Source organism: unidentified bacterial endosymbiont (genome assembly GCF_918320885.1).
Classification (GTDB): Bacteria; Pseudomonadota; Gammaproteobacteria; order Enterobacterales.
Map to the genome: position 1 here is coordinate 1,139,167 of NZ_OU907312.1, position 20,994 is coordinate 1,160,160.

A 20,994-nucleotide genomic window follows, 5' to 3' on the forward strand; every position below is an offset into this window, starting at 1 on the left:
TAATAGGACTCCAAGAAAAGTTCTTAAAGGCTTAACCCCAATAGAAGTTTATCCTGGACGCCGTGTTACATTTATTGCGTGAATCCAGCCTGAAAAAACAGGGTGATTAGTGCAGACAAGAGAGCTCTTCATCTGAAAGCCCGGTGCTCTGTTTGATCACCTTAACATCGACACCAGCGGAAAATAAATTTTTAGCAACTTCCAAGTTTCTCTGCTGCATACCCTGCTGCATACCCTGCTGCATACCCTGCTGCATACCCTGTTGTATGCCACGCTGTTCTAGCTGTTGTGCAAAGGTCATAACCGCTTCCCTCTTCGAAGGTATGGCGTCGGCCAGTAGGGCGATCGCCTGTTCTAACTCCTCTGGCTGCTGCTTGCTGCCGCAGGCGTAAAGGATATAGGTTCCAATGTCATAAAGATAATTAGCCCCAACCTCGGAGCAAATTATAGCTAATTTTTCATCCGCAAGCATCCGTTTTAACCAAGCTATCACTCGCTTCTCTCGACTATGCTTGAGTACCATCTCCATGGCAAATACCAAGCCATGTTGGGCAATCTCTTCATCAGTGAGGGTGGTCAAGTCAATCAGGTGAAACGGGGTCATCCCCCACTGTTTGGCGAGCGCAGGCTCTGCGAAACAGTCCCACAGTTTAACACTGTGGGGATAAGGTGACTGCTTGCCGTGGTACAACACTAGGGACACTACAATGGGCAATTTATCGTGTCCTTGGCTCAGATGGCCCCTCATGATAGCTACGCGATATTCCAAGAGGCGAAATGCCATCAGTTTTTCGTCGCGACTCTGATGTTCAGCAGCCAGTACGACATAACCATCACTATTGTGGATTTTGCACTGGTAGAGGCAATCGTTCTGGAAGCGCTTGAGCTTCTTGGTCACAAAATCGCCATTGGCCAGTATCAGCGTCGACAAGTCCATCTGTGCTAGTAGCTCCGCTGGTAGTTTGGAGCGCAGTAGGTCAATAGCAATGGCCTTCTCTTGCATCGAGCGGCGGAATAGACGGTCGTGTGGGTGCGCTAGCTCAGACATTCAGGGTATTCCCCACGCTATTTTTCACCTGGGCTGGTTCTTCGAGGGCTAGAGGGCGATAGACTAACGCAGTTTTCACCCGCAGGGTAGTTTATCGTGTAGCCTTGCGACCCAGGCGATTGTTCTGGACCAGAACAGTCAACAAAATTATTCATGCGTGAGCCCTGAGAAGATCATGAGGAGGGGTTGCATTTCATGCCAAAAACAGTACTATAAGCGCCACGTCGGCCTGTAGCGCAGCCTGGTAGCGCACTGTCATGGGGTGTCAGGGGTCGCTGGTTCAAATCCAGTCAGGCCGACCAGTTATCAAAAGTCAGACAAGATTAGTCACTTTTCTAACTTTCATGTTGTGACCTCCGAGTTCTGGTGCACTTCGATCCCCAAACGCTGAGCAATCTCGAGATAGCTTTCAACGACATGACCCAGCTCTTGTCGAAAGCGGTCTTTGTCCAACTTATTGCCGCTTTTTTTATCCCACAGTCGGCAGTTGTCCGGGGAGATTTCATCTCCGAGGACTATCTGCTCTCCCAACAGACCAAACTCCAACTTATAGTCTACTAGTAGCAGATCCGCTTGCTCAAATAGTGGCACGAGCAGCGCATTGATTTGGAAAGTTAGCTGTTTTATCTGCCGGTATTGCTCAGGGGTAATCCAGCCAAAAGTGTATCCATAAAACTCATTGATGAGGGGATCATCCAGGGCATCGCTTTTTAAAAACAGTTCAAAGAGCGGTGGATTTAACACCTGACCTTCGGCAATGGCTAGCCGGCGACAGAGCGCCCCCGCCGCCCGGTTACGCACGACACACTCGACTGGTAGCATGGTCAATTTTTTGACCAAGGCTTGATCAGCAGAGAGTAACCGTTCTAATTGTGTCGCAATCCCTGCAGCTTGGAGCCGCTGCATGATGAAGTGGTTAATTTGGTTATTGATGGCCCCTTTGCCCGCTAGTGCCTCAACACGCCGGCCATTGAAGGCGGAGGCATCATCACGGAATTCGAGAATCAATCGGTGTGGATCAGCCGTCGTATAGAGCGTCTTCGCTTTTCCACGGTAGACAACTGCTAGTTTTTCCATTGGATGCCTTTTAAAAAATGGCCTAAAAGTAGCGTAGGTATCATCGATGATTGACTAGCTGCTATTCAGCTTTTAGGTGGCGGCGTGACTTGAACTGGCGTTTCTGCCGCAGTCGTTGGTTTTGCCAAATCGGTGATCAGGCGGTTTAACATTAAAATGGCATAGTGTCGCTGTTCACTGGCCGTAGGCGTTCTCTCCTGAGACAGGGCAGCTGGATTGGTTTTTTGCTTCTGATCCTGGGGTAAGTGTTCCAGTGGCCTTTTTAAAGCTATCAATTCACTGATGAGCATAGCGGGTGTTTTGGATGTCAGGGATAATCGGTAGCGAGCACTGTACTCTTTTTTTTCATCGAGTGTATCTGCCGTGATCCAATCAGTCACGAGAACAGAGTGACGATCATCTTGGGTGATAGTGGTGATACCCGCTTGCACTAGCCACTGTTTTAGCCGCTGCCATAGGAGGGGGGTATCGGTGGTTTGTTCTAACTGCAGGATGGCTTGCTTCCCTTGGTAATAGGCTTCAGAGCCCGGCAATAAAGCCAGTGGTTGAATGGGTGGGCGAATATCCAGTGGGGACGCTATCAGGCTGGATACGGGTTTGGGTGGGATCTGATAGCGCTTATCTTCAGATGGCACGGTCAGGCCTGAGGGGAGTTGTAAGGCTTTAAGCGGTTCGCAAGCAGTGATGCTAGGATCTACCGGTAGGCTTTCAGAGGTTGAATGGCGACTACAGCTAGCCAAGAAAAGCCAGCTGAGGAGGGCTAGGGTCTGTTTTAATGAGGACATGTGGCTTGTTCCTGGATTGAAGGTAGTAAGTTTGCCGCTGCTAGTGCGTCTTCAACCCGCTGCTGAGCAGGAGCACTCAAGGGTGTTAACGGTAGTCGCAGGGTATTGCTGGCAATGAGCCCCAAACGGTGACAAGCCCATTTGACGGGTATCGGGTTCGATTCAATAAACAGGGCTTGGTGTAATGGATAGAGCTGTTGATTAAGCAGCTCTGCTGGTTCCCATTGACGGTCAACGGCTAGTTGGCAGAGCGTTGCCATGGCGCTAGCCGCCACATTAGCGGTCACGGAAATCACCCCATCCCCCCCCAAACGCATGAAATCGAGTGCACTGACATCATCTCCACTGAGTAAAATAAAGGACTTAGGCAGCAGGCCACGTAAGCGGCTGACTCGGCTGAGATCACCTGTAGCGTCTTTAAGACCGATGATTGTAGGCAGCTCCGCCAGACGGGCTATCGTCTCAGGTTGTAGATCACAGCCAGTACGGCTTGGGACATTATACAAAATTTGTGGTAACTGGGTATGGTTCGCGATCTGCGTGAAGTGCTGTAGTAATCCGGCTGGTGTTGGTTTGTTATAGTAGGGCGTTACCGTTAGGCAGGCCGCAATCCCGCTGTTCTCTAGCTGCTGAGTCCAAGCAATGGCGTCAGCGGTACTACTGCTCCCGGTTCCAGCAATGATGGGAATGCGTCCAGCCGCCAAGGCAACGCTGGTTTGGATCACGTGCCAGCGCTCTTGAGCCGTCAGCGTCTGGGCTTCACCAGTAGTTCCTAGGATCACCAGTGCTGTGGTGCCACTCTGAATCTGATGGTTCATTAAACGTTCTAATGCGGCATAATCGACAGCCCCGCTAGCCTCCATCGGTGTGATTAAAGCCGTGATATTGCGCGTCAACATGCGTGAATTTTTACCTCACATCAATAAGTGGTGAAAGGGTGCTTGGCAGATGATTTTTTTTCGGTACCATGGAAGGCAAATAAACAACCATAGAGTGCCATACTGTACCATGAATACACTAAAAGTAGGTGATAAGGCGCCGCTATTTGAGCTGGCGGACCAGGATAATGAGCTCATCGCGCTGGCGGACTTTCAAGATCAAAAGGTACTGGTCTACTTTTATCCAAAAGCGATGACCCCAGGCTGCACCCTACAGGCTGGGGGATTGCGCGATAATATGGATACCCTGAAGGCGTTTGGGGTGGCGGTACTGGGTATTAGTTGTGATCCCCCCAAAAAATTGTTGCAGTTTTCAGAAAAAGAGCTGCTTAATTTCACACTGCTGTCGGATGTAGATCACCTAGTTGCTGAACAGTTCGGGGTTTGGGGTGAAAAAACCTTTATGGGGAAAAGTTACTATGGCGTGCATCGCATAAGCTTTCTCATTGATGAGCAGGGGCTTATCGAACAAATTTTTGCCGATTTTAAGCCTAAGGAGCATCATGAGCTGATACTGGAGCACTTACAACGTGGATCTGGGGATCTTCAGATCTGCTGATATCCCCTAGCGCGGTGAAAATCCCTCGCTAGTTTGTCGTCGGAGTTTCTGTCGCTGGCCAAACGGTGAAGACCGCTTTCACTAGGGTGGCCAGCGGGATCGCAAAAAACAGCCCCCAGAAACCCCATAAACTGCCAAATAGCAGGGTGGAGACAATAATCACCAGCGGGTGCAAATTAAGCGTTTCAGAAAATAGAATAGGCACCAGAACGTTAGCATCCAAGCCCTGAATGAGGGTATAGAGGGCGATAAAATAGCAAAAATGAGGCGTTAAACCCCACTGAAACAGCGCTACCAGGGCTACCGGTAGGGTGGCTAATAGGGCGCCTACATAAGGGATCAAGACGGATAATCCCACGGGGATAGCGAGTAGCAGCGCGTACCTCAATTGAAAAAATGCAAATAACCCATAAGTCACGAGGGTCACCAGGAGCATCTCTAACACTTTACCCCCAATATAGCGCCTGATCTGTTGGTCCATCATCTTCCAGACTTGTCTGGCTAGGGTTTGATGGCCTGGCAATAGTTTTTGGGCTGTTTCCAGTAGCTGCTGCTTGTCTTTCAACATAAAAAAGAGCATTAATGGAACCAATATCAAATAGATGGCCAGCTTCATTAAGGTAATTAATGAGGTCATGGAGTGTTTAACAATCGAGGTACCAAAGAGCAGCAGTTTCGTCTGTAGCTGCGTGGTGAGCGTATCAATCACGCCAGTATCGACCAAAGTGGAATAGTAGGGACGTGAGAGCACAAAATCGTGAAAACTGCTGAGCATGGTAGGCAAATCTCGGGTTAAATAGCGCCCCTGCTGCCAAATACTGGGCAGTAGACCGAATAGGATCAGCAGCAGTAAACCCAAAAAGAGCAGTAAGACGAGCGGCAACGCTAGACTACGGGGTATCGACCAGCGTTGTAAAACAGCAATCGGCCACTCTAATAAATAAGCGAATACTAGGGTGACTAACAGGGGCGTCAGGAGGCTGCTAAAGCAATAGAGTGCGCCAAAGCCTATCAGCAGCAGCATGGCTAACGCGGTTGATTGTGGGTTAGAAAAGTGCCGCTGATACCACTGTCGTAACATCTCAAGCATGCGTCATCATCCTTATCCTGAAGGGGCCACTCGCGGCACTTGATAGTTAGTCAAGCCTAGGAACGGTCTAGGGGTATATAATGTTAGTATGGTGGAACATCTCATGACAAGCAATCGTAACGGCCCTGGAGGGTGTATCATTCCCTTTCTCTGTGGGTTATCAGGATGTAGGGCTATTAGGTGGCCCTGGTGGGCGGGTATCGGGCTACTGTATCTGTTATTGAACCCATTGCCACTGCCTTGTGCCTCACCCCTACCAGAGCTTGGGAGCCCGGTTTCGGCAGCGATCATGCTCGAGCAGGAAGGTCTACTGGGTGATCTGACGATGCGCCAGATCCGCGGGCAGCAACAGCTGCTGACGGATCCCTTGCTGGAGCACTATTTAACCACGTTGGGTCAGCGTCTGCTGTTGCACGCCGAGTCGTTGCGACACCCCTTGCAATTTCATTGGCTTAATAGTAACACCCTCAATGCTTTTGCGCTGTTTGGCGGCCATGTGGTGCTCCATACCTCACTACTGCAGGCTACCGACTGTGAAGGTGAATTGGCGGCTGTATTGGCGCATGAAATAGCCCATGTCACGCAGCGCCATTTGGCACGATTGGTTGAGGTACAGTAGCGGACTAAACCGATTGCCTGGGCCTCCGCGCTGGGCGCTGCTATGTTAATACTGGCTAACCCTACCGCCGGGTTGGCGGCCTTGACGACTACAGTCGGGGGTGTTCAGCAGCAGATCCTGGCTTATACCCAAGCCCATGAGCAGGAGGCTGATCGAATAGGCATAGCCTTATTAATACGTGCTGGTTTTGATCCACGGGCTATGGCTAGTTTTCTAGAGAAATTATTGATCTCGGCACGTCACGCGACCCAGCTACCGGAAATCCTACTCACACACCCTTTCCCACAGAGCCGCCTGGCCGACGTACGCAATCGTCTCCAGCAGCAAACGATCCCTAGAATAGTGACAGCGTCACCAGAATATGCCTTAGCCAAAATACGCTGGCAGCACCTCTATGCCCCTAAATTAATGGGTAGCCCGAATGGGTGGCAGAGTTCCTCAGTAGCTAGCGAGATAGCGTCCACCCAGTGGCAACCACTCCTCCAAGGCTATCATCAAGCGCTAGAGCACTATTGCCAAGGTCAGTTTGAGCAGGGGAGCAGACGTTTACAGCCGTTATTAGCACACTATTCAGAGGATCTTTGGCTCATTGATTTAATGACCGATCTCGATCTCGCGCAGCGGCATTACAGCGTCGCTATTCAGCGGTTGCAACAAGCGTTGAATACCCACCCTAACCATCCTGTATTACTCCTTAATTTAGCGAGCGCCTATCTCAAGCAAGGGAATAGCCGTGCAGCGGTTAGCTTACTCCAACCCTATTGCCAGCGTGATCCACAGAGCAGTGTGGGGTGGCGCTTGCTCACCCAGGCTTATGCAGCCCGTGGACTAGTGGCTGAAGAGCAGGCGGCACAGGCGGAATGGTTAGCGCTTCACGGCGCGTTTGAGCCGGCCCGTCAGGCGCTACAGCGGGCTTGTCGAGCGGCTGGGGAGCAGTCGTTAAAGACCTTGCGCTATCAGGCACGGATGGCCCAATTACAGCAATTACAGCGCACCTTGCTGGAGGCTAAGAAGTTTTAGTGATCTGGGTGATCACGCTATCGAACCAGCCCACTTGCAAGCGGGTCTGTACGATTTCTCCCACAGTGATTTGATTGAGTGAGCGGATCGGTTGCCCCTGGGGATCTAGGGTCAAGCTAAATCCACGGGCCAAGGTGGCCAACGGACTAGCACTGTGTAACCGTGTGCAGAGCGTTGTAAAGCGCTGCTGGGTCGCTTGGTAGTGTTTCAGTACTGTTTGCTGGAGTTGGTAATGGTGTTGTTGAAGCTGTTGTTGCTGCTGATGCAAGCGCCGCAAGGGTGACTGCTGCCATAAACCTTGCTGCCTGCGTGCTTGCACCCTTTGCAGCCGTTGTAGGTGACCACAGCATGCAGCGCGCAACCGTTGCAGCAGCAGTACCAGTGAGGTTTTTTGCCGAGCCAGCTGGCGCTGCGGATGTTGCTGATAGAGGCGTTGTTGCAGCGTTTGTAATCCGGCTTGTTGGCGTGCTAGTGCATGATCAGCCGCCAGGGTTAAGTATTGCAATACTGTTGTCAACTGCTGCTGTAGCGTTTGCTGATCACGGCTGACTAATTCAGCGGCCGCCGAGGGCGTGGGTGCTCGTAAATCAGCCACTAAGTCGGCAATAGTCACATCAGTTTCATGACCCACGGCGCTGACGATAGGAATAGGGCACTCAAAAATAGCCCGCGCCACTGCTGCTTCATTAAAGCTCCAGAGATCTTCCAGACTGCCACCGCCGCGCGCTAGGATCAATACGTCACACTCTTGACGCTCACTAGCTCGCAGCAAAGCTTGTACTAATTGTGCCGGTGCTGCACTCCCTTGAACCGCGGTCGGGTAGATCACCACGGGCAGTGAGGGATCACGGCGTTTCAGGATCTGTAAAATATCTTGTAAGGCAGCCCCGCTGCTGGAGGTAATAATACCGAGTCGTTGAGGTGAGCGGGGTAGCGGCTGTTTATGGTGAGTCGCAAAGAGCCCTTCAGCAGCTAACTGCTGTTTCAACTGCTCAAAGCGCTGTTGTAATAGCCCGGTTCCCAAAGCCTGCAGGCTTTCAATGATCAGTTGATACTCTCCGCGCGGCGAATAGAGCGTCACTTGAGCGGTGACCAACACCTGTAGGCCATTGTAGGGCTGTAGCGCCACTCGGCCTCGACGCTGATTAAATAGGGCACAGCGCACCTGTGCCTGGGCATCTTTTAAGGTAAAGTAGCAATGCCCAGAGGCTGGTTGACTAAAATTGGAGACTTCACCACTGAGCCAAATGGTCCCTATCTCTTGGGTTAATAGCTGTTGCACCTGCTGATTCAGCTGGGTCACGGTGAGGACAGGTGAATTAGTTAATGCCATTTAATTCAAGCCGCTCAGTGATTATTTTTAAATGATCGATAGTCAGTTGATGATAATTCCAAACCAATAAACCACCTAATTGCCTATCCACAACACCATCTAAAAAATAGTTTAAATTTTCATCGGTTAATCCTGAAGTAGCATAACAGTAGTGCACCAATCTATCGCAATACCCTGAACCAATCACCTCTTTTATTTTTGTTGTTAGTTTTTTGCCATTCTCTGTTTCTGGATGATTATAACTCCAGCCAGCAATCAATCCGTAGCTACTCTCTTTCTGAAGGTTGTTTAGGGAGCCCATAGCTTGAGTGAAATAATGAATGTTCATATTACATTCATTATCAAAATCGATCCCATCCCAATGATTGTTTATGGTGGCTGCAATGATGCTTTCTACTTTCTGGCTTAAAGTAGGTTTCTCAGATGGCGAGCAGCCGCCACCACCATCAGTCCAGAGAATTTTACCGGTGTAATGAGGATGCTCTGGCTTCACCGAAGTTTCTGGGCCCCATCCAGGAGGGGATTCAGTTCCAGTTGTCAGTCCAGAAAGATTGGTCACCATGCCGTACCTCATGGTGTTAAATGCTTTAAGCGGCGGCTGAGACAATTTTTGACTCCACCCCCCCAAAAAATTCTAGGATGGCCCATAAAATACCTCACTGATTCTGAAATATTTCCTCTCCTGGGTGCCAAGATATTATTGACTTCCCTCTCTTGCCCACAGTAACGACCTTTAAGTTCCATAAACCCCCTCTGAAATTAGTCCTGGACCAACGCCTCAACGGGATCTAAAGAGGCGGCACGACGGGCAGGAAGATAACCGGCTACAATCCCAATCAGGCTAGAACCGGCAACCGCACTGAAGATCATCTGGGGAGCTACGGTCATCAGCCAGGTGGGGTTTAACCATTGAATGATCAGCACAATAAAAAACGACAGCACGATGCCACCTAAACCACCTAATAGGCAGACTAGCACCGCTTCCAGTAAGAACTGCTGTTGGATATCCCGTTGCCGGGCACCAATGGCCATTCGAATACCGATTTCTCGGATGCGTTCACTCACAGAGACTAATAAAATATTCATAATGCCGATACTGCCAACGACCAAAGAAATTAAAGAGACTAGCAGCAAAAAACGTTGTAATTTGGCAAATACTGTTTGTTCTCTTTTTAGCCACTGGTCAAAATTGGATATCATAAAATCTTTTTGGCCATGCAGTACGCTTAATAAATGGGTGATCTGCTTCTCTGCTTGCTGACTATTAACAGTATCTTGGATAACACAGGTAATACTATCAAAATAGTTACGGCCGACCAGTTTATTAGCCGCTGTAGTATAGGGGATCCAAACACGCAGTGTCGGTGTCTCTCCACTATTTTCCCATGGAGCAGTGACACCAATCACTTGCACTGGTAAATTGTCTACGAGTAACCATTGACCAATACTGGAAGTTTGCCGAGGGAATAATTGCTGCTGGGCATGGTAGTCAATGATGGCCACAGACGCTTGCCGAGCGACTTGTTCAACGGAGAAGAGAGAACCCGTAGCCAGCTTTATCCCTTCAATCGCGAAGAAAGCAGTGTCTACCCCTTGCACGAATGCCTTAGAATTAATAGATCCTATACGCACAGGGCGGTTGGTTCGGAACTCTGGATATAAGCCAGCGATAAAAGGCTGCTCCTGTAATAAGTGCAGCTCGCGTTGAGCCAGTGAACGTCGATGACGCCCGGTGTGATCGCCCCAGCGTTTTCTAGGATAAATCCGCAGCTTATTGATAGCAAATTCTCGAAAATCCTTGAGCATGCTCTCTTGGAGCGCTTCACCTACCGTGACGCTAGTAATCACCGAAGCGATACCAATGACCAAACTCAGCACCGTTAAATAAGCCCGTAGCCGATTGGCTGTTAAGGGTAGCCAAGCCATCTGTAGCGTATTATACCAGTGGTTAGCGAGCGCCCGCCAACTGGGTATCAAAGGGCTCTCCTGTTGACGTTGGTGGATCGGCACTGGTTTAATAGCAGCAGGATCAGTCTGATCACTGATTAATTGACCATCCTGTAAGGTAATAATACGTTGCGCATGCGCCGCGATTTTTTCATCGTGCGTCACGATAATGATGGTGTGTCCTTGCTGATGCAATTGATGGAAAATATCCATAATTTGCTGACTAGCACGACTATCTAAAGCACCGGTGGGCTCATCCGCCAAAATAATCTCACCACCGTTCATTAAAGCGCGGGCAATACTCACGCGTTGCTGCTGGCCACCAGACAATTTTTCTGGAAGATAATGCAAACGCTGAGCCAAGCCTAATTGTGTCAGTAATGCCTGCGCTTGTTGTTGGCGTGCCAGTGGTGGAATACCGGCGTAACAGGCCGCTAACGCGACATTCTGCCAAGCACTTAATTGCGGTAGTAAATGGTATCGTTGAAAAATAAATCCAAAACGCTCTCGCCGCAAGGTAGCTAACTCATTCGACGTACAGCAGGCAATAGCCTGATTAGCTATCCGGTAGCACCCAGCAGTCGGGTGATCCAGGCAGCCTAACAGATGCATTAATGTCGATTTACCAGAGCCTGAAGCACCCACAATGGCGACCATCTCTCCAGCATGAATGCTAAAAGAGATGCGGTCCAGCACGGTGATAGTTTGCTCACCAACTTTGAAAGTTCGAGAAACTTGTTCTAAGGCTAACAAGGGGTGTTCAAGTTGCATGAGCAGGCTGATCTTTTATCATGATGGCGTCTCCTTCTGCTAGCCCTTCAATCACCTGCAGCAGGATTTCATTGCGGGCTCCCAGTGTAATCTCTCTGGATTGTAGTTTGCCTTGGACTAAGAGTTGCACTTGGTAACAGTTGTCCTTGACCTGGGCTCCTAAGGCAGCATAAGGAATGACTAAAGCATCCTTAATCTGCTCCAAAGTAATAGAAACTTGTGCGGTCATGCTTAAACGTAATAGCTCATCAGGATTATCGACTTCAAAAATAACCGGGTAAAATATCGCTTCATCGGTTTTTTCTGGAACCCAACCAATGGTCAGAATGGAACCACTGAATTGTCGCTGGGGATCGCCTAGTAAGGTAAAGGTTGCCGGCAACCCCGGTGTTAATTGAATCACGTCAGCTTCTGAGACTAACGCGCATACTTTCATGCGCCGCAAATCGGCTAGGGTGAGCAGTATCGAGGCGGCTTGTGATGAAACCACCGTTTGTCCCGCTTCTACCCTAATGTCAACGACCCGACCAGCGCTGGGGGCGGTGATCCGAGTCTGTGCCAGCTGTCGCTGACTCTGTTGCAGATCTATTCTATGTTGTTCGATGGCTGCTGCTATTTTACGCTGTTCCGCTTGTCGAATAGCTACGGTAGCATTCGCTTCATCTAATTTTTCTTGTGGCGTCACTTGTTGAGAGCGTAAGCGTGCTAGGCGTTGCTGCTTGAGTTGGGCTAACCCTAATTCAGCCACTGTTTTTTGCTGTTCTGCTTGCATTGTTTGCAACTTAGCTTGTGCGACGGCCACTGCATTTTCAGCATCCAGTGGATCTAAAGTGGCTAATAATTGCCCTTTTTCAACTTGTTCGCCTAACTTGACGAGAATCTGGCGCAACTGGCCACTCACTTGAGTCCCAACAGCCACTTGGTGAACGGCCTCTAATTGACCACTAGCCAATATCGTGCGACTTAAATCTTGCCGCTTAACGAGGACAGTGGGTATCGGTACAGCAGGGGGATGGAAGCGCTTCCATCCAAAAAAACCGGTTAAGATCAGCAGCACTAAAGCCGCACACCAACGAAGCATTTTCCACTGCTTCAAGTAGTCTAGCGAGAACATGTTAGCAAGGACTCCTATTGAAAAACTGCTGGATAAGATGGAAGATTCAGTGGCGAATCAACAAGCCATAATGGAGATCTAACGCTTTGGGAAGCGCGAGATAGACCGTATGCCCATCTCCTGGTGCGACTGCAATGAGCTCGCCCTGCTGGTTTTCCAGGTGGGTGATTTGCCAGTGTAGTGGCTCCTGAGGGGTCATTAATTCAACGTGATCATGAACCGAAAAACGATTTTTGACGATCACTTCGGCTAAACCCTGGCGACACTGACCAGTCAGTTCGCCGACGAATTGCGGGCGGGAGCTCGAGTGGCCTTGAGTATAATGCTGGTACTCCTGATGAACATGGCGCCGCAAAAAGCCTTCGGTATAACCTCGATGAGCTAGCGCCTCTAAGGAGCGTAGAGATTCAGCATCAAAGGGTTGGTGAGTCAGCGCTCGATCAATGGCTTGCCGATAAACTTGTGCAGTGCGAGCACAATAGTAAAACGATTTAGTACGACCCTCAATTTTTAGCGAGCAGACACCCATTTTGATCAGTCGTTCGACATGTTGTACCGCCCTTAAATCCTTTGAATTCATGATATAGGTCCCATGCTCATCTTCAAAGGTGCTCATATAATCACCGGGCCGGTGCGGCTCCTCAATCAGATAGAGCTTATCCGTTGGCGCTCCGATCCCCAGCGTTGGTTCAATAGTCTGTATCGGGATAGGTGGTTGTTGATGCACGATCTGTCCAAGCTCATCCTCTTTTCCTGGATGCAGTTTATACTCCCAGCGACAGGCATTGGTACAGGTGCCTTGATTGGCGTCCCGTTTATTCAGATAGCCCGACAGCAAGCAGCGCCCAGAGTAGGCCATACAGAGTGCCCCATGCACAAATACCTCGAGCTCCATCTCGGGGACCTTTTGGCGGATCTCCTCAATTTCCTCAAGGGAGAGTTCGCGGGAGAGAATCACTCGGGCGATCCCCTGCCGTTGCCAAAACCGCACGCTGGCCCAATTCACCGTATTAGACTGAACCGACAAATGGATGGGCATTGTCGGGAAGTGTTCACGAACCAACATCATCAGTCCGGGATCGGACATAATTAAGGCATCAGGCTGCAGGGCAATCACCGGTTGTAAATCCTGCAGAAAAGTTTTTAATTTGGCATTATGGGGCGCAATGTTAACGACCACATAGAACTGTTTTCCAAGCCTATGAGCTTCCTGAATACCCACTGCTAAGTTATCCTGGTTAAACTCATTATTACGCACCCGAAGGCTATAGCGTGGCTGACCGGCATAAACGGCATCAGCCCCATAGGCAAAAGCATAACGCATATTTTTTAAACTCCCGGCTGGCGAGAGTAGCTCTACTTTAGACATTGTTTGAGGCTTCAGATTTCATCAGAGGTGCTCTTTAATCAAGGGGAGGGTGGAATGACCAGCCGATCATTGCCCGCAAACAGCTTATCTAGTGCCTGTAAAAGGGCAGTGAGCGTTCCAGTAGCGAGCATAAAATCTGCTTCCAAGCGCTGGAGGGTGTCGTCTCGATCGAGATCGTCATTCTGTTGCTGTAATGCCTCTGCAAATTTTAAACGTTTTAATAAACCCTCTTCGGTCAAAATAAATTGAAGTTCAGTTTGCCAGGCGAGTGCTAATTTAGTCACCACTTTATTCGCGGCTAAATGTCCAGCAATCTCCTCACTGTCTAGCGGCTGTTGTTTACAGCGGATGATGCCGCCACCTGCTTGAGTGGCCCGTAACTCGGCCTCTTCTTGGAGGGTAAACTCAGCAGGTAAGATATGACCAGCTACCCATTGGGTTAACAGCGTCGTGATGGTGATCTCCTGCAGCCAAGGTACTACAGAGAGAGATCCTAAGCTTTGACGTAATAGTGCTAAGATCATTTCCGCTTTATGAACACTGGCGGTATCCACTATCAGCCAGCCGTCACAGCGATTGATCCAGAGACGGATCTCCTGAAATTTACTAAAAGCACGGGGAAGCAGTTCGCTCACAATCTGATCCCGCAGCGCCTGTTTTTTAGCTTTATTCGGTGGGGCATGCGCCCACTGTTCCAGGCGTTTTTGTAGGGCTTGGTTAACCACTGCCGCCGGCAAAATTTTCTCTTCCTGTCGTGCACAGAGGAGTAATTGGCTGTCGGTACCCTGAACCAAAGGAGCATCAGCGAGCCCAAACGGTGGGATCCACCCCAAGGCTTTGCTATCATGCGCTCCACAGGCAAAAAAGGCATAGGCCGCTAATGACGGCTCAATAGCCGAGGCAGTGAGCGAGCACTCACTGGTAAAACGATAAAGAACCAGGTTTTTAAACCACATTGAGGGGATTCCAGGATCACCCGCTATCATCTAGGGGCAATCTACAGTAGGGTCATTAGTTTCACACCGGCCACGCTAGGACCTTTTAGGTTTAACGGCCTGCGGTTGATCGTTGAAGGAGAAATTCTAACAGTGAAGTGTCGGCTGAGATAGCTGTTTTGCACTTCAGTTGATCCAATTTCTGTTATGCTGGCGGTTTAGTCATCACGGAAAATTTTTATACTATCGATGAGGGGTGTTGATACGCCACAGGGCGACAGGGCCGAGGATAGTCTCTGCCAGCAGGTGACGCAACAGTTGGCTGGTTTTAGTCACCCTACCTTACAACGATCACTGGCTGATCTAAGGGCGGTTAAACACTGTCTCTGGCAGCAGAATACCTTACAGATCACCTTACAACTGCCCTTTGTCTGGCAGCAGGGGCTACTGGCCTTACAACAAGCAGAGCAGGGATCGTTGTGCCGTGCCTTAGGGGCTGACCGCATCACCTGGCAGCTGCAACCGGCTGTGGCGACCTTGCTGCCGGCCAATGGCCAGCCAGTGATCCCAGGCATTCGCAATATTCTTGCCATCAGCTCCGCTAAGGGGGGCGTCGGTAAATCATCGATTGCGGTTAACTTGGCCTTAGCCTTAGCGGCTGAAGGGGGTAGGGTTGGTTTGTTGGATGCCGATATCTATGGCCCCTCTATCCCCCTCATGCTAGGCTCTGTAGGGCAAAGACCTGTCTCTACGAATGGTCGACAGATGCTACCCATTCAGGCACATGGCCTGGCCATCAACTCCATCGGTTATCTATTGGACGACCATGAGGCGACACTCTGGCGTGGCCCGATGGCTAGTCGGGCTTTAGAGCAGCTACTGCGTGAAACCTTATGGCCTGATTTAGACTACTTACTCATTGATATGCCGCCAGGGACCGGAGATCTACCGTTGACCTTGGCGCAACGGATACCTGTGACTGCCGCTATCAGCGTGACGACCCCACAACAGGTGGCGGTCAGTGATACTCTGCGTGGGATTCAACTGTTTGAGAAACTATCAATCCCAGTACTCGGCGTGATTGAAAATATGAGTGGCCACTGCTGTCCGCACTGCGGGTACCTCGATCCCATTTTTGGCAGTGGCGGGGGAGAGCGGTTGGCAGAGCACTATCATCTCCCGCTATTAGGGCAGATCCCACTGCAGCGGTCACTGCAAGCCGATCTGGACCAGGGCTATCCCACTGTGATCAGCCAACCTGATTCAGAGCTCACTACTTTGTTTCGTAGATTAGCTGTTCAGGTCGCTACCTTACTGTACTGGCGAGGTCAACCGATAGCTACGGTGATGACAGTGCGCAACTTATGAACACCCGGGGAGAATCAACATGGACACTGAAGCATGAGATTATGTGATCGAGATATTGAAGCGTGGCTTGATGAGGGGCGATTGGTGATCACCCCTCGACCTCCTCGCGAGCGGATCAACGGCGTGACGGTTGATCTCTGTTTAGGGCATCAGTTCCGAGTGTTTTTAGGTCACAGCACGCCCTACATTGATTTAAGTGGCTCTAAAGCCGATGTCGCTGCTACCGTCGATCAGATTATGAGTGATGAAATGGTCCTAGAGGCCTCTGAGGGATTTTTTTTACACCCTCAAGAGCTGGCTCTGGCGGTTACCTATGAATCAGTCACTCTGCCCGATACACTGGTGGGGTGGTTAGATGGTCGCTCTTCACTGGCCCGTTTAGGTTTGATGGTGCATGTGACTGCTCATCGAATTGATCCCGGTTGGCAAGGGCAGGTGGTGTTGGAGTGTTACAATGCGGGTAAAGTGCCGTTACTGCTACGACCCCGCATGATCATTGGCGCTTTGAGTTTTGAATTACTCTCCAACGCCGCTGCGCGCCCTTACCACCGCAGAGCAGATGCCAAATATCAGGGACAAGCAGGCGCCGTGGCTAGTCGTATTCACCAAGATAAAATCAGCCAGTGATCACGATAATCATCTCTCAATAGCCTACCGACTGCTCTCCTATCGAGGGCGCTTGGTTTGTGACGCTACCGCCGCGATCTTCTCCGCAATGGCGGTTTGGTCTCCCAGATAGCGGTGGCGCATAGGCTGCATGTTCTCATCAAATTCATAGAGTAACGGCATACCAGTAGGAATATTGAGATCGGCAATCGCTGATTCACTGAGATTATCTAAATGTTTAATTAAAGCGCGCAAGGAGTTGCCATGAGCCACAATCAGGATCGTCTCCCCCTGCGCGACTTTGGGCTGGATGACATGGCTCCAATAGGGAACGACCCGATGAATCGTCATTGCCAAGCTTTCAGTTGTTGGCAGATCTTTTTTGAGCAAGGAGGCGTAGCGAGCATCATTTCCAGGAAAGCGTGGATCGTCCACGGTTAACGCCGGCGGGGGGGTGGAGAAACCACGGCGCCACTGCTGTACCTGCTCAGGGCCATAGCGCTTTAGGGCCTCTACTTTATTGAGTCCCTGCAGGGCACCGTAGTGCCGCTCATTGAATCTCCAGCTCTTTTCTACTGGCAACCAGCATTGATCAAGTGACTCTAAGATAAACCATAGGGTACGGATGGCACGTTTTAGCACTGAGGTAAAAGCGCCATCAAAGCGAAACTGCTGCGCTTTTAATAGTTGACCCGCCTGTAGCGCTTCCGTCACCCCTTGGGGTGATAGGTCTACATCCTGCCACCCGGTAAAGCGGTTCTCTTGGTTCCACACACTTTCACCATGCCGTACTAATACCAACTGCCTCACAACCGTTTTATGAACGCTCATGGCTGAACTCCTGCTCAATGGATATTGTGCTTTAATCACTGGCTTTTACACAGTCTAGCGGTGCTGTTGCGTGGCAGCGAGCGGTTTTTTAGAGTGGTCGTAAGAAACAGGCTAACAGACGGCCTCAAACCTCAATAGATTTAGTGCGCTGTGAGGGGCTCTGCTTTCTGGATGATTGGCCAACCTCCCAACCGTTTCCAACGGTTCACTAATTCACAAAAAAGCAGGGCGGTTCTCTCCGCATCATAGAGTGCAGAGTGGGCTTGTGCTGGATCAAACGGCAAACCAGCCGCATAACAAGCCTTAGCTAATACCGTTTGACCGAGCACTAGCCCACTCATTGCCGCAGTATCAAAGGTGACAAAGGGATGGAAAGGTGTGTGAGGCAGGCCAGTACGTGCAGTCATCGCGGTGATAAATCCCTGATCGAAGGCTGCATTGTGGGCGACGATGACTGCGCGCTGGCAATGGGCCGCCTTCAACGCTTTTTTGACCTGCTTAAAGAGTAGCTGTAAAGCTTCACCTTCACTGACGGCACCCCGTAGGGGGTTGTAGGGGTCTATTTGATTAAAAGCTAAGGCTGCAGGATCTAAACTAGCGCCTGCAAAAGGCTCTATATGAAAATGCAAAGTCTCGCAGGGGGTGAGCCACCCGGCGCTATCCATCTGCAGCAGCACTGCTGCCATCTCTAGCAATGCATCTGTTTTAGCATTGAAACCAGCCGTTTCTAAATCAATGACCACCGGAAAGTAGCCACGAAAACGGTCAGCCAGGAGATGTGTAGCATCCATCACGAGCCTATAGATTAACACCAAAAACTGCTAGGCGCAGAGCGCTAACATGACATGGTGCCCAGAGGCGGAATCGAACCACCGACACGAGGATTTTCAGTCCTCTGCTCTACCGACTGAGCTATCTGGGCGATGGGGCGTTATTAAACGAATTTTAGAGTGTGGAGTCAACTCTATTTTTTACGAAAACTGATTTATTAGGGGAGGGCTGGCGGTAATTTGACCTTAGAGTACTTTCCAGGTAAGGTGACAGCACGATTTTTTGCCGTGTGACGCGCGTGCTCCCTTGATACGCAATAATTTTAAAAGAATCCTGAAGGGCTATCAGGTGTTCCGAGCGCGCTACGCGCTCGGCGATCGCTCTATCATGCACTCTTTGGCACGACAGGGACAAAGACCGGAAGTCATGGTGGTGGCTTGTTGTGACTCCCGGGTTGATCCTGCCTTAATTTTACAATGTGATCCCGGTGATCTCTTCGTTGTGCGTAATGTGGCTAACATCGTACCGCCCTATGAAAAGGATGAGGCACATCATGGCACCAGTGCAGCGCTAGAGTTTGGGATCTGCTGCTTAAAAGTAAGCCACTTGGTTATATTAGGACATAGCCAGTGTGGCGGGATCCAAGCACTGCTCAATAATGGATCGGAGCCATCCAATGATTTTATCTCGCACTGGGTTTCTCTTATACAACCCCCAGCGGGGAACCTGCCATCCACGAGTGATGAGTGCGCGCAGTTAGCGCTGAAGCAATCACAGCAGCATTGTATGACCTTTCCTTGGATTGCTGACAGAGTACAGCAACAACTACTGACGATTCATTTATGGTATTTTGATATCCAAACCGGACAAATTTTTGCTTATGCAGAGGATCAACAGCGCTATCAGCCGCTCGATAGCTAGCCTACTCTGGTTGGCTTGAGAGCCAACGTTTGATCTGTCGCAGCAGTCCGCTGGCATCTAATTCTAAGGTGGCCTGCATTTCGGCAATGCTGCCTTGCTCAATAAAGTGATCAGGCAGTCCAATCGTGAACACTGGCACGCCACGTCGGTGCTGGCTCAGCAGTTGGACCACCCCACACCCCGCCCCACCCAGGATAGCCCCTTCCTCGACAGTGACCAATGAGTGGTGGGTGGCGGCCATTTTCAGTATCAGCTCGTCATCCAGTGGTTTAACAAACCGCATATCGACTACGGTAGCGTCTAACTGTTCGGCCGTTTGTAGCACGGCCGGCAGTAGGGTTCCAAAATTCAGCAGCGCAATCCCCTGACCCTGACGCCGTAGGATCCCTTTGCCAATCGGCAGCGGGGCGAGGGAGTACAGCGAAGCGCCTGTACCTTGGCCCCGAGGATAGCGCACCACAGCAGGACCTGAATAGTGATAACCCGTATAGAGCAGTTGTCGGCACTCATTTTCATCACTGGGGGCCATGATCAACAGGTTAGGAATACAGCGACAATAGGCGAGATCAAAAGCGCCTTGATGGGTAGGACCATCAGGACCCACAATACCGCTGCGATCAACGGCGAATAGTACTGGTAACCGTTGCAGAGCCACATCATGGATAAGTTGATCATAAGCGCGTTGTAAAAAAGTGGAGTAAATAGCCACTACTGGCCGATAGCCGGCAATCGCTAACCCGGCAGCAAACGTGACAGCGTGTTGCTCGGCAATGGCCACATCAAAGTATTGCTGCGGGAATTCCTGAGCAAAACGCACCATCCCCGATCCTTCACACATCGCTGGTGTAATGGCCATTAACTGCTTATCGGTAGCTGCCACCTCGCATAACCACTCACCAAACAGTTGTGAGTAAGTGATGGGCTGTTGTGGCTGAGCGTGGGGCAGCGTGTTCTCCTTTGGATTAAATTTTGGGACCGCATGATAGCGAATCGGATCCTCTTCAGCAGGTGGGTAACCTTTGCCTTTTTGGGTTAATAGATGCAGCAGTTGGGGTCCTTGCAAACGCCGCATATTGTTTAGGGTTGTCAGCAAGGCCGGTAAATCATGGCCATCGACTGGACCAATATAGTTAAAACCGAGGGCTTCAAAAAGGGCAGAGGGCAGCACCATCCCTTTTAGATGCTCTTCAGTACGTTTTAAGAGTGATTGAATCGGCGGAAGCTTGGCCAGTACCTGTTTACTTCTGGAGCGTAGGTCACTGTAGATCGTTCCAGAGAGCAGGCGCACCAAACACTCCTTTAACCCGCCGACATTTTCCGAGATCGACATGGCATTATCATTCAGGATCACCAGCAGATTAGGATGCAGTGCCCCCGCATGATTCATCGCTTCAAAGGCCATCCCCGCCGTGAGCGCACCATCGCCAACCACACAGACGACTTGTCGACCAGAGGCTTCTAACTGTGCACTGACCGCTAATCCGAGGGCGGCGCTAATGGAGGTCCCAGCGTGCCCGACTGACAGGACATCATAAGGACTCTCATCACGCCAGGGGAAGGGATGTAGCCCGTCTTTTTGACGGATGGTGGCAAGTTGTTGCGCCCGCCCCGTTAAAATTTTATGGGGGTAGGCTTGATGGCCAACATCCCAGATCAGCTGATCGAAAGGGGTGGCATAGCAGTAGTGTAAAGCCACTGTCAATTCAACCACGCCTAAGCCAGAGGCTAAATGTCCGCTAGACAGACTGACGCTATTGAGGAGATAGTCACGGATCTCTTGGCATAGTGGGATGAGATCGGCTGGGGAGAGCTGTCGCAACTGCTCTGGGAGGGTAGCTCGTGCTAACAGGGGGTAAGAGGAGCTATCAAGGGTCATGGGGGGTCCATCATCT

At 50.4% G+C, this 20,994-nt stretch carries 19 protein-coding genes, 2 tRNA genes and 1 pseudogene; 7 read left to right on the top strand and 15 right to left on the bottom strand.

The window, feature by feature from the left end; translation table 11 throughout:
• Positions 1-106: 106 nt before the first annotated feature.
• A complete protein-coding gene (locus tag NL324_RS05855) occupies positions 107-1,048 on the bottom strand; it encodes an Rpn family recombination-promoting nuclease/putative transposase (RefSeq protein WP_253306708.1) in 942 nt (313 codons plus the stop codon).
• Positions 1,049-1,273: 225 nt separating this feature from the next.
• On the opposite strand from NL324_RS05855, the gene NL324_RS05860 reads away from it, so the two are divergent.
• Positions 1,274-1,350 (top strand) — tRNA-Pro (locus tag NL324_RS05860).
• Between the two features lie 40 nt (positions 1,351-1,390).
• Here the strand turns inward: NL324_RS05860 and purC are convergent.
• The 3 genes from purC to dapA form a co-directional block, all read right to left on the bottom strand.
• Positions 1,391-2,125: a phosphoribosylaminoimidazolesuccinocarboxamide synthase gene (gene purC, locus NL324_RS05865; RefSeq protein ID WP_253306709.1), complete on the bottom strand. Its 735-nt coding sequence runs from the start codon at positions 2,123-2,125 to the stop codon at positions 1,391-1,393.
• A gap of 65 nt (positions 2,126-2,190) precedes the next feature.
• Positions 2,191-2,910: an NlpB/DapX family lipoprotein gene (locus NL324_RS05870; RefSeq protein WP_253306710.1), complete on the bottom strand. Its 720-nt coding sequence runs from the start codon at positions 2,908-2,910 to the stop codon at positions 2,191-2,193.
• Entirely contained in the window at positions 2,898-3,809 is a 912-nt protein-coding gene (dapA, locus tag NL324_RS05875) for a 4-hydroxy-tetrahydrodipicolinate synthase (protein ID WP_253306711.1), read from the bottom strand. Before dapA ends, NL324_RS05870 begins: the two co-directional genes overlap by 13 nt.
• Positions 3,810-3,918: 109 nt before the next feature.
• Here dapA and bcp point away from each other — a divergent pair, with 109 nt between their 5' ends.
• Positions 3,919-4,407 carry a thioredoxin-dependent thiol peroxidase gene (gene bcp, locus NL324_RS05880; protein ID WP_253306712.1) on the top strand — a complete coding sequence of 163 codons (489 nt, stop codon included), beginning with the start codon at positions 3,919-3,921 and terminating at the stop codon, positions 4,405-4,407.
• A 28-nt stretch (positions 4,408-4,435) separates the two neighbouring features.
• Here the strand turns inward: bcp and NL324_RS05885 are convergent, their stop codons facing one another.
• Positions 4,436-5,497 carry an AI-2E family transporter gene (locus NL324_RS05885; protein WP_253306713.1) on the bottom strand — a complete coding sequence of 354 codons (1,062 nt, stop codon included), beginning with the start codon at positions 5,495-5,497 and terminating at the stop codon, positions 4,436-4,438.
• A 325-nt stretch (positions 5,498-5,822) separates the two neighbouring features.
• Between NL324_RS05885 and NL324_RS05890 the strand changes: the two are divergent.
• Positions 5,823-6,419 (top strand): annotated as a pseudogene (locus NL324_RS05890) (M48 family metalloprotease); the annotation flags it as partial.
• A 294-nt stretch (positions 6,420-6,713) separates the two neighbouring features.
• On the top strand, positions 6,714-7,136 hold the full coding sequence (locus NL324_RS05895) for a tetratricopeptide repeat protein (protein WP_253307143.1): 423 nt from the start codon (positions 6,714-6,716) through the stop codon (positions 7,134-7,136).
• On the opposite strand, the gene xseA is transcribed toward NL324_RS05895, so the two are convergent.
• From xseA to rdgC, 6 genes are all read right to left on the bottom strand, one after another.
• A complete protein-coding gene (gene xseA, locus NL324_RS05900) occupies positions 7,123-8,469 on the bottom strand; it encodes an exodeoxyribonuclease VII large subunit (protein WP_253306714.1) in 1,347 nt (448 codons plus the stop codon). The genes NL324_RS05895 and xseA overlap by 14 nt on opposite strands.
• Entirely contained in the window at positions 8,456-9,076 is a 621-nt protein-coding gene (locus NL324_RS05905) for a hypothetical protein (RefSeq protein ID WP_366516345.1), read from the bottom strand. Before NL324_RS05905 ends, xseA begins: the two co-directional genes overlap by 14 nt.
• 152 nt (positions 9,077-9,228) lie before the next feature.
• Positions 9,229-11,187, bottom strand: coding sequence for an ABC transporter permease (locus NL324_RS05910; protein ID WP_253306715.1), 1,959 nt, complete (start codon positions 11,185-11,187; stop codon positions 9,229-9,231).
• Positions 11,177-12,301, bottom strand: coding sequence for a macrolide transporter subunit MacA (gene macA / locus NL324_RS05915; protein ID WP_253306716.1), 1,125 nt, complete (start codon positions 12,299-12,301; stop codon positions 11,177-11,179). Before macA ends, NL324_RS05910 begins: the two co-directional genes overlap by 11 nt.
• 46 nt (positions 12,302-12,347) lie before the next feature.
• Positions 12,348-13,670, bottom strand: coding sequence for a prephenate-dependent tRNA uridine(34) hydroxylase TrhP (trhP, locus tag NL324_RS05920; protein ID WP_253306717.1), 1,323 nt, complete (start codon positions 13,668-13,670; stop codon positions 12,348-12,350).
• A gap of 38 nt (positions 13,671-13,708) precedes the next feature.
• A complete protein-coding gene (gene rdgC, locus NL324_RS05925; RefSeq protein WP_253306718.1) occupies positions 13,709-14,626 on the bottom strand; it encodes a recombination-associated protein RdgC in 918 nt (305 codons plus the stop codon).
• Between the two features lie 228 nt (positions 14,627-14,854).
• Between rdgC and apbC the strand changes: the two genes are divergently transcribed.
• Both apbC and dcd read left to right on the top strand, forming a co-directional pair.
• Positions 14,855-15,973, top strand: a complete 1,119-nt coding sequence (apbC, locus tag NL324_RS05930; protein WP_253306719.1) for an iron-sulfur cluster carrier protein ApbC — start codon at positions 14,855-14,857, stop codon at positions 15,971-15,973.
• Positions 15,974-16,006: 33 nt separating this feature from the next.
• Positions 16,007-16,600: a dCTP deaminase gene (gene dcd / locus NL324_RS05935; RefSeq protein WP_253306720.1), complete on the top strand. Its 594-nt coding sequence runs from the start codon at positions 16,007-16,009 to the stop codon at positions 16,598-16,600.
• Positions 16,601-16,639: 39 nt separating this feature from the next.
• Here dcd and gpmA read toward each other — a convergent pair whose 3' ends face one another.
• The 3 genes from gpmA to NL324_RS05950 form a co-directional block, all read right to left on the bottom strand.
• Positions 16,640-17,410: a 2,3-diphosphoglycerate-dependent phosphoglycerate mutase gene (gpmA, locus tag NL324_RS05940; protein ID WP_253306721.1), complete on the bottom strand. Its 771-nt coding sequence runs from the start codon at positions 17,408-17,410 to the stop codon at positions 16,640-16,642.
• 140 nt (positions 17,411-17,550) lie between these two features.
• Entirely contained in the window at positions 17,551-18,201 is a 651-nt protein-coding gene (gene rnt, locus NL324_RS05945) for a ribonuclease T (protein WP_253307145.1), read from the bottom strand.
• Positions 18,202-18,256: 55 nt separating this feature from the next.
• Positions 18,257-18,332, bottom strand: a tRNA-Phe gene (locus NL324_RS05950).
• Positions 18,333-18,463: 131 nt separating this feature from the next.
• Between NL324_RS05950 and NL324_RS05955 the strand changes: the two genes are divergently transcribed.
• The gene (locus NL324_RS05955; protein ID WP_253306722.1) at positions 18,464-19,102 is read left to right on the top strand and encodes a carbonic anhydrase; all 639 of its coding nucleotides are present in this window, start codon (positions 18,464-18,466) and stop codon (positions 19,100-19,102) included.
• A gap of 1 nt (position 19,103) precedes the next feature.
• Here the strand turns inward: NL324_RS05955 and dxs are convergent, their stop codons facing one another.
• Complete coding sequence (gene dxs, locus NL324_RS05960; protein WP_253306723.1) at positions 19,104-20,978, bottom strand: 1-deoxy-D-xylulose-5-phosphate synthase; 1,875 nt, start codon at positions 20,976-20,978, stop codon at positions 19,104-19,106.
• Positions 20,979-20,994: the final 16 nt, after the last annotated feature.

What these genes read in the sequence shown, in the direction of transcription:
- dxs (WP_253306723.1), bottom strand. Translation starts at nt 20,978, where the DNA reads ATGACCCTTGATAGCTCCTCTTACCCCCTGTTAGCACGAGCTACCCTC.
- xseA (WP_253306714.1), bottom strand. Translation starts at nt 8,469, where the DNA reads ATGGCATTAACTAATTCACCTGTCCTCACCGTGACCCAGCTGAATCAG.
- macA (WP_253306716.1), bottom strand. Translation starts at nt 12,301, where the DNA reads ATGTTCTCGCTAGACTACTTGAAGCAGTGGAAAATGCTTCGTTGGTGT.
- trhP (WP_253306717.1), bottom strand. Translation starts at nt 13,670, where the DNA reads ATGTCTAAAGTAGAGCTACTCTCGCCAGCCGGGAGTTTAAAAAATATG.
- NL324_RS05895 (WP_253307143.1), top strand. Translation starts at nt 6,714, where the DNA reads ATGACCGATCTCGATCTCGCGCAGCGGCATTACAGCGTCGCTATTCAG.
- NL324_RS05885 (WP_253306713.1), bottom strand. Translation starts at nt 5,497, where the DNA reads ATGCTTGAGATGTTACGACAGTGGTATCAGCGGCACTTTTCTAACCCA.
- NL324_RS05855 (WP_253306708.1), bottom strand. Translation starts at nt 1,048, where the DNA reads ATGTCTGAGCTAGCGCACCCACACGACCGTCTATTCCGCCGCTCGATG.
- dapA (WP_253306711.1), bottom strand. Translation starts at nt 3,809, where the DNA reads ATGTTGACGCGCAATATCACGGCTTTAATCACACCGATGGAGGCTAGC.
- NL324_RS05910 (WP_253306715.1), bottom strand. Translation starts at nt 11,187, where the DNA reads ATGCAACTTGAACACCCCTTGTTAGCCTTAGAACAAGTTTCTCGAACT.
- dcd (WP_253306720.1), top strand. Translation starts at nt 16,007, where the DNA reads ATGAGATTATGTGATCGAGATATTGAAGCGTGGCTTGATGAGGGGCGA.
- gpmA (WP_253306721.1), bottom strand. Translation starts at nt 17,410, where the DNA reads ATGAGCGTTCATAAAACGGTTGTGAGGCAGTTGGTATTAGTACGGCAT.
- rnt (WP_253307145.1), bottom strand. Translation starts at nt 18,201, where the DNA reads ATGGATGCTACACATCTCCTGGCTGACCGTTTTCGTGGCTACTTTCCG.
- bcp (WP_253306712.1), top strand. Translation starts at nt 3,919, where the DNA reads ATGAATACACTAAAAGTAGGTGATAAGGCGCCGCTATTTGAGCTGGCG.
- NL324_RS05870 (WP_253306710.1), bottom strand. Translation starts at nt 2,910, where the DNA reads ATGTCCTCATTAAAACAGACCCTAGCCCTCCTCAGCTGGCTTTTCTTG.
- apbC (WP_253306719.1), top strand. Translation starts at nt 14,855, where the DNA reads ATGAGGGGTGTTGATACGCCACAGGGCGACAGGGCCGAGGATAGTCTC.
- purC (WP_253306709.1), bottom strand. Translation starts at nt 2,125, where the DNA reads ATGGAAAAACTAGCAGTTGTCTACCGTGGAAAAGCGAAGACGCTCTAT.
- rdgC (WP_253306718.1), bottom strand. Translation starts at nt 14,626, where the DNA reads ATGTGGTTTAAAAACCTGGTTCTTTATCGTTTTACCAGTGAGTGCTCG.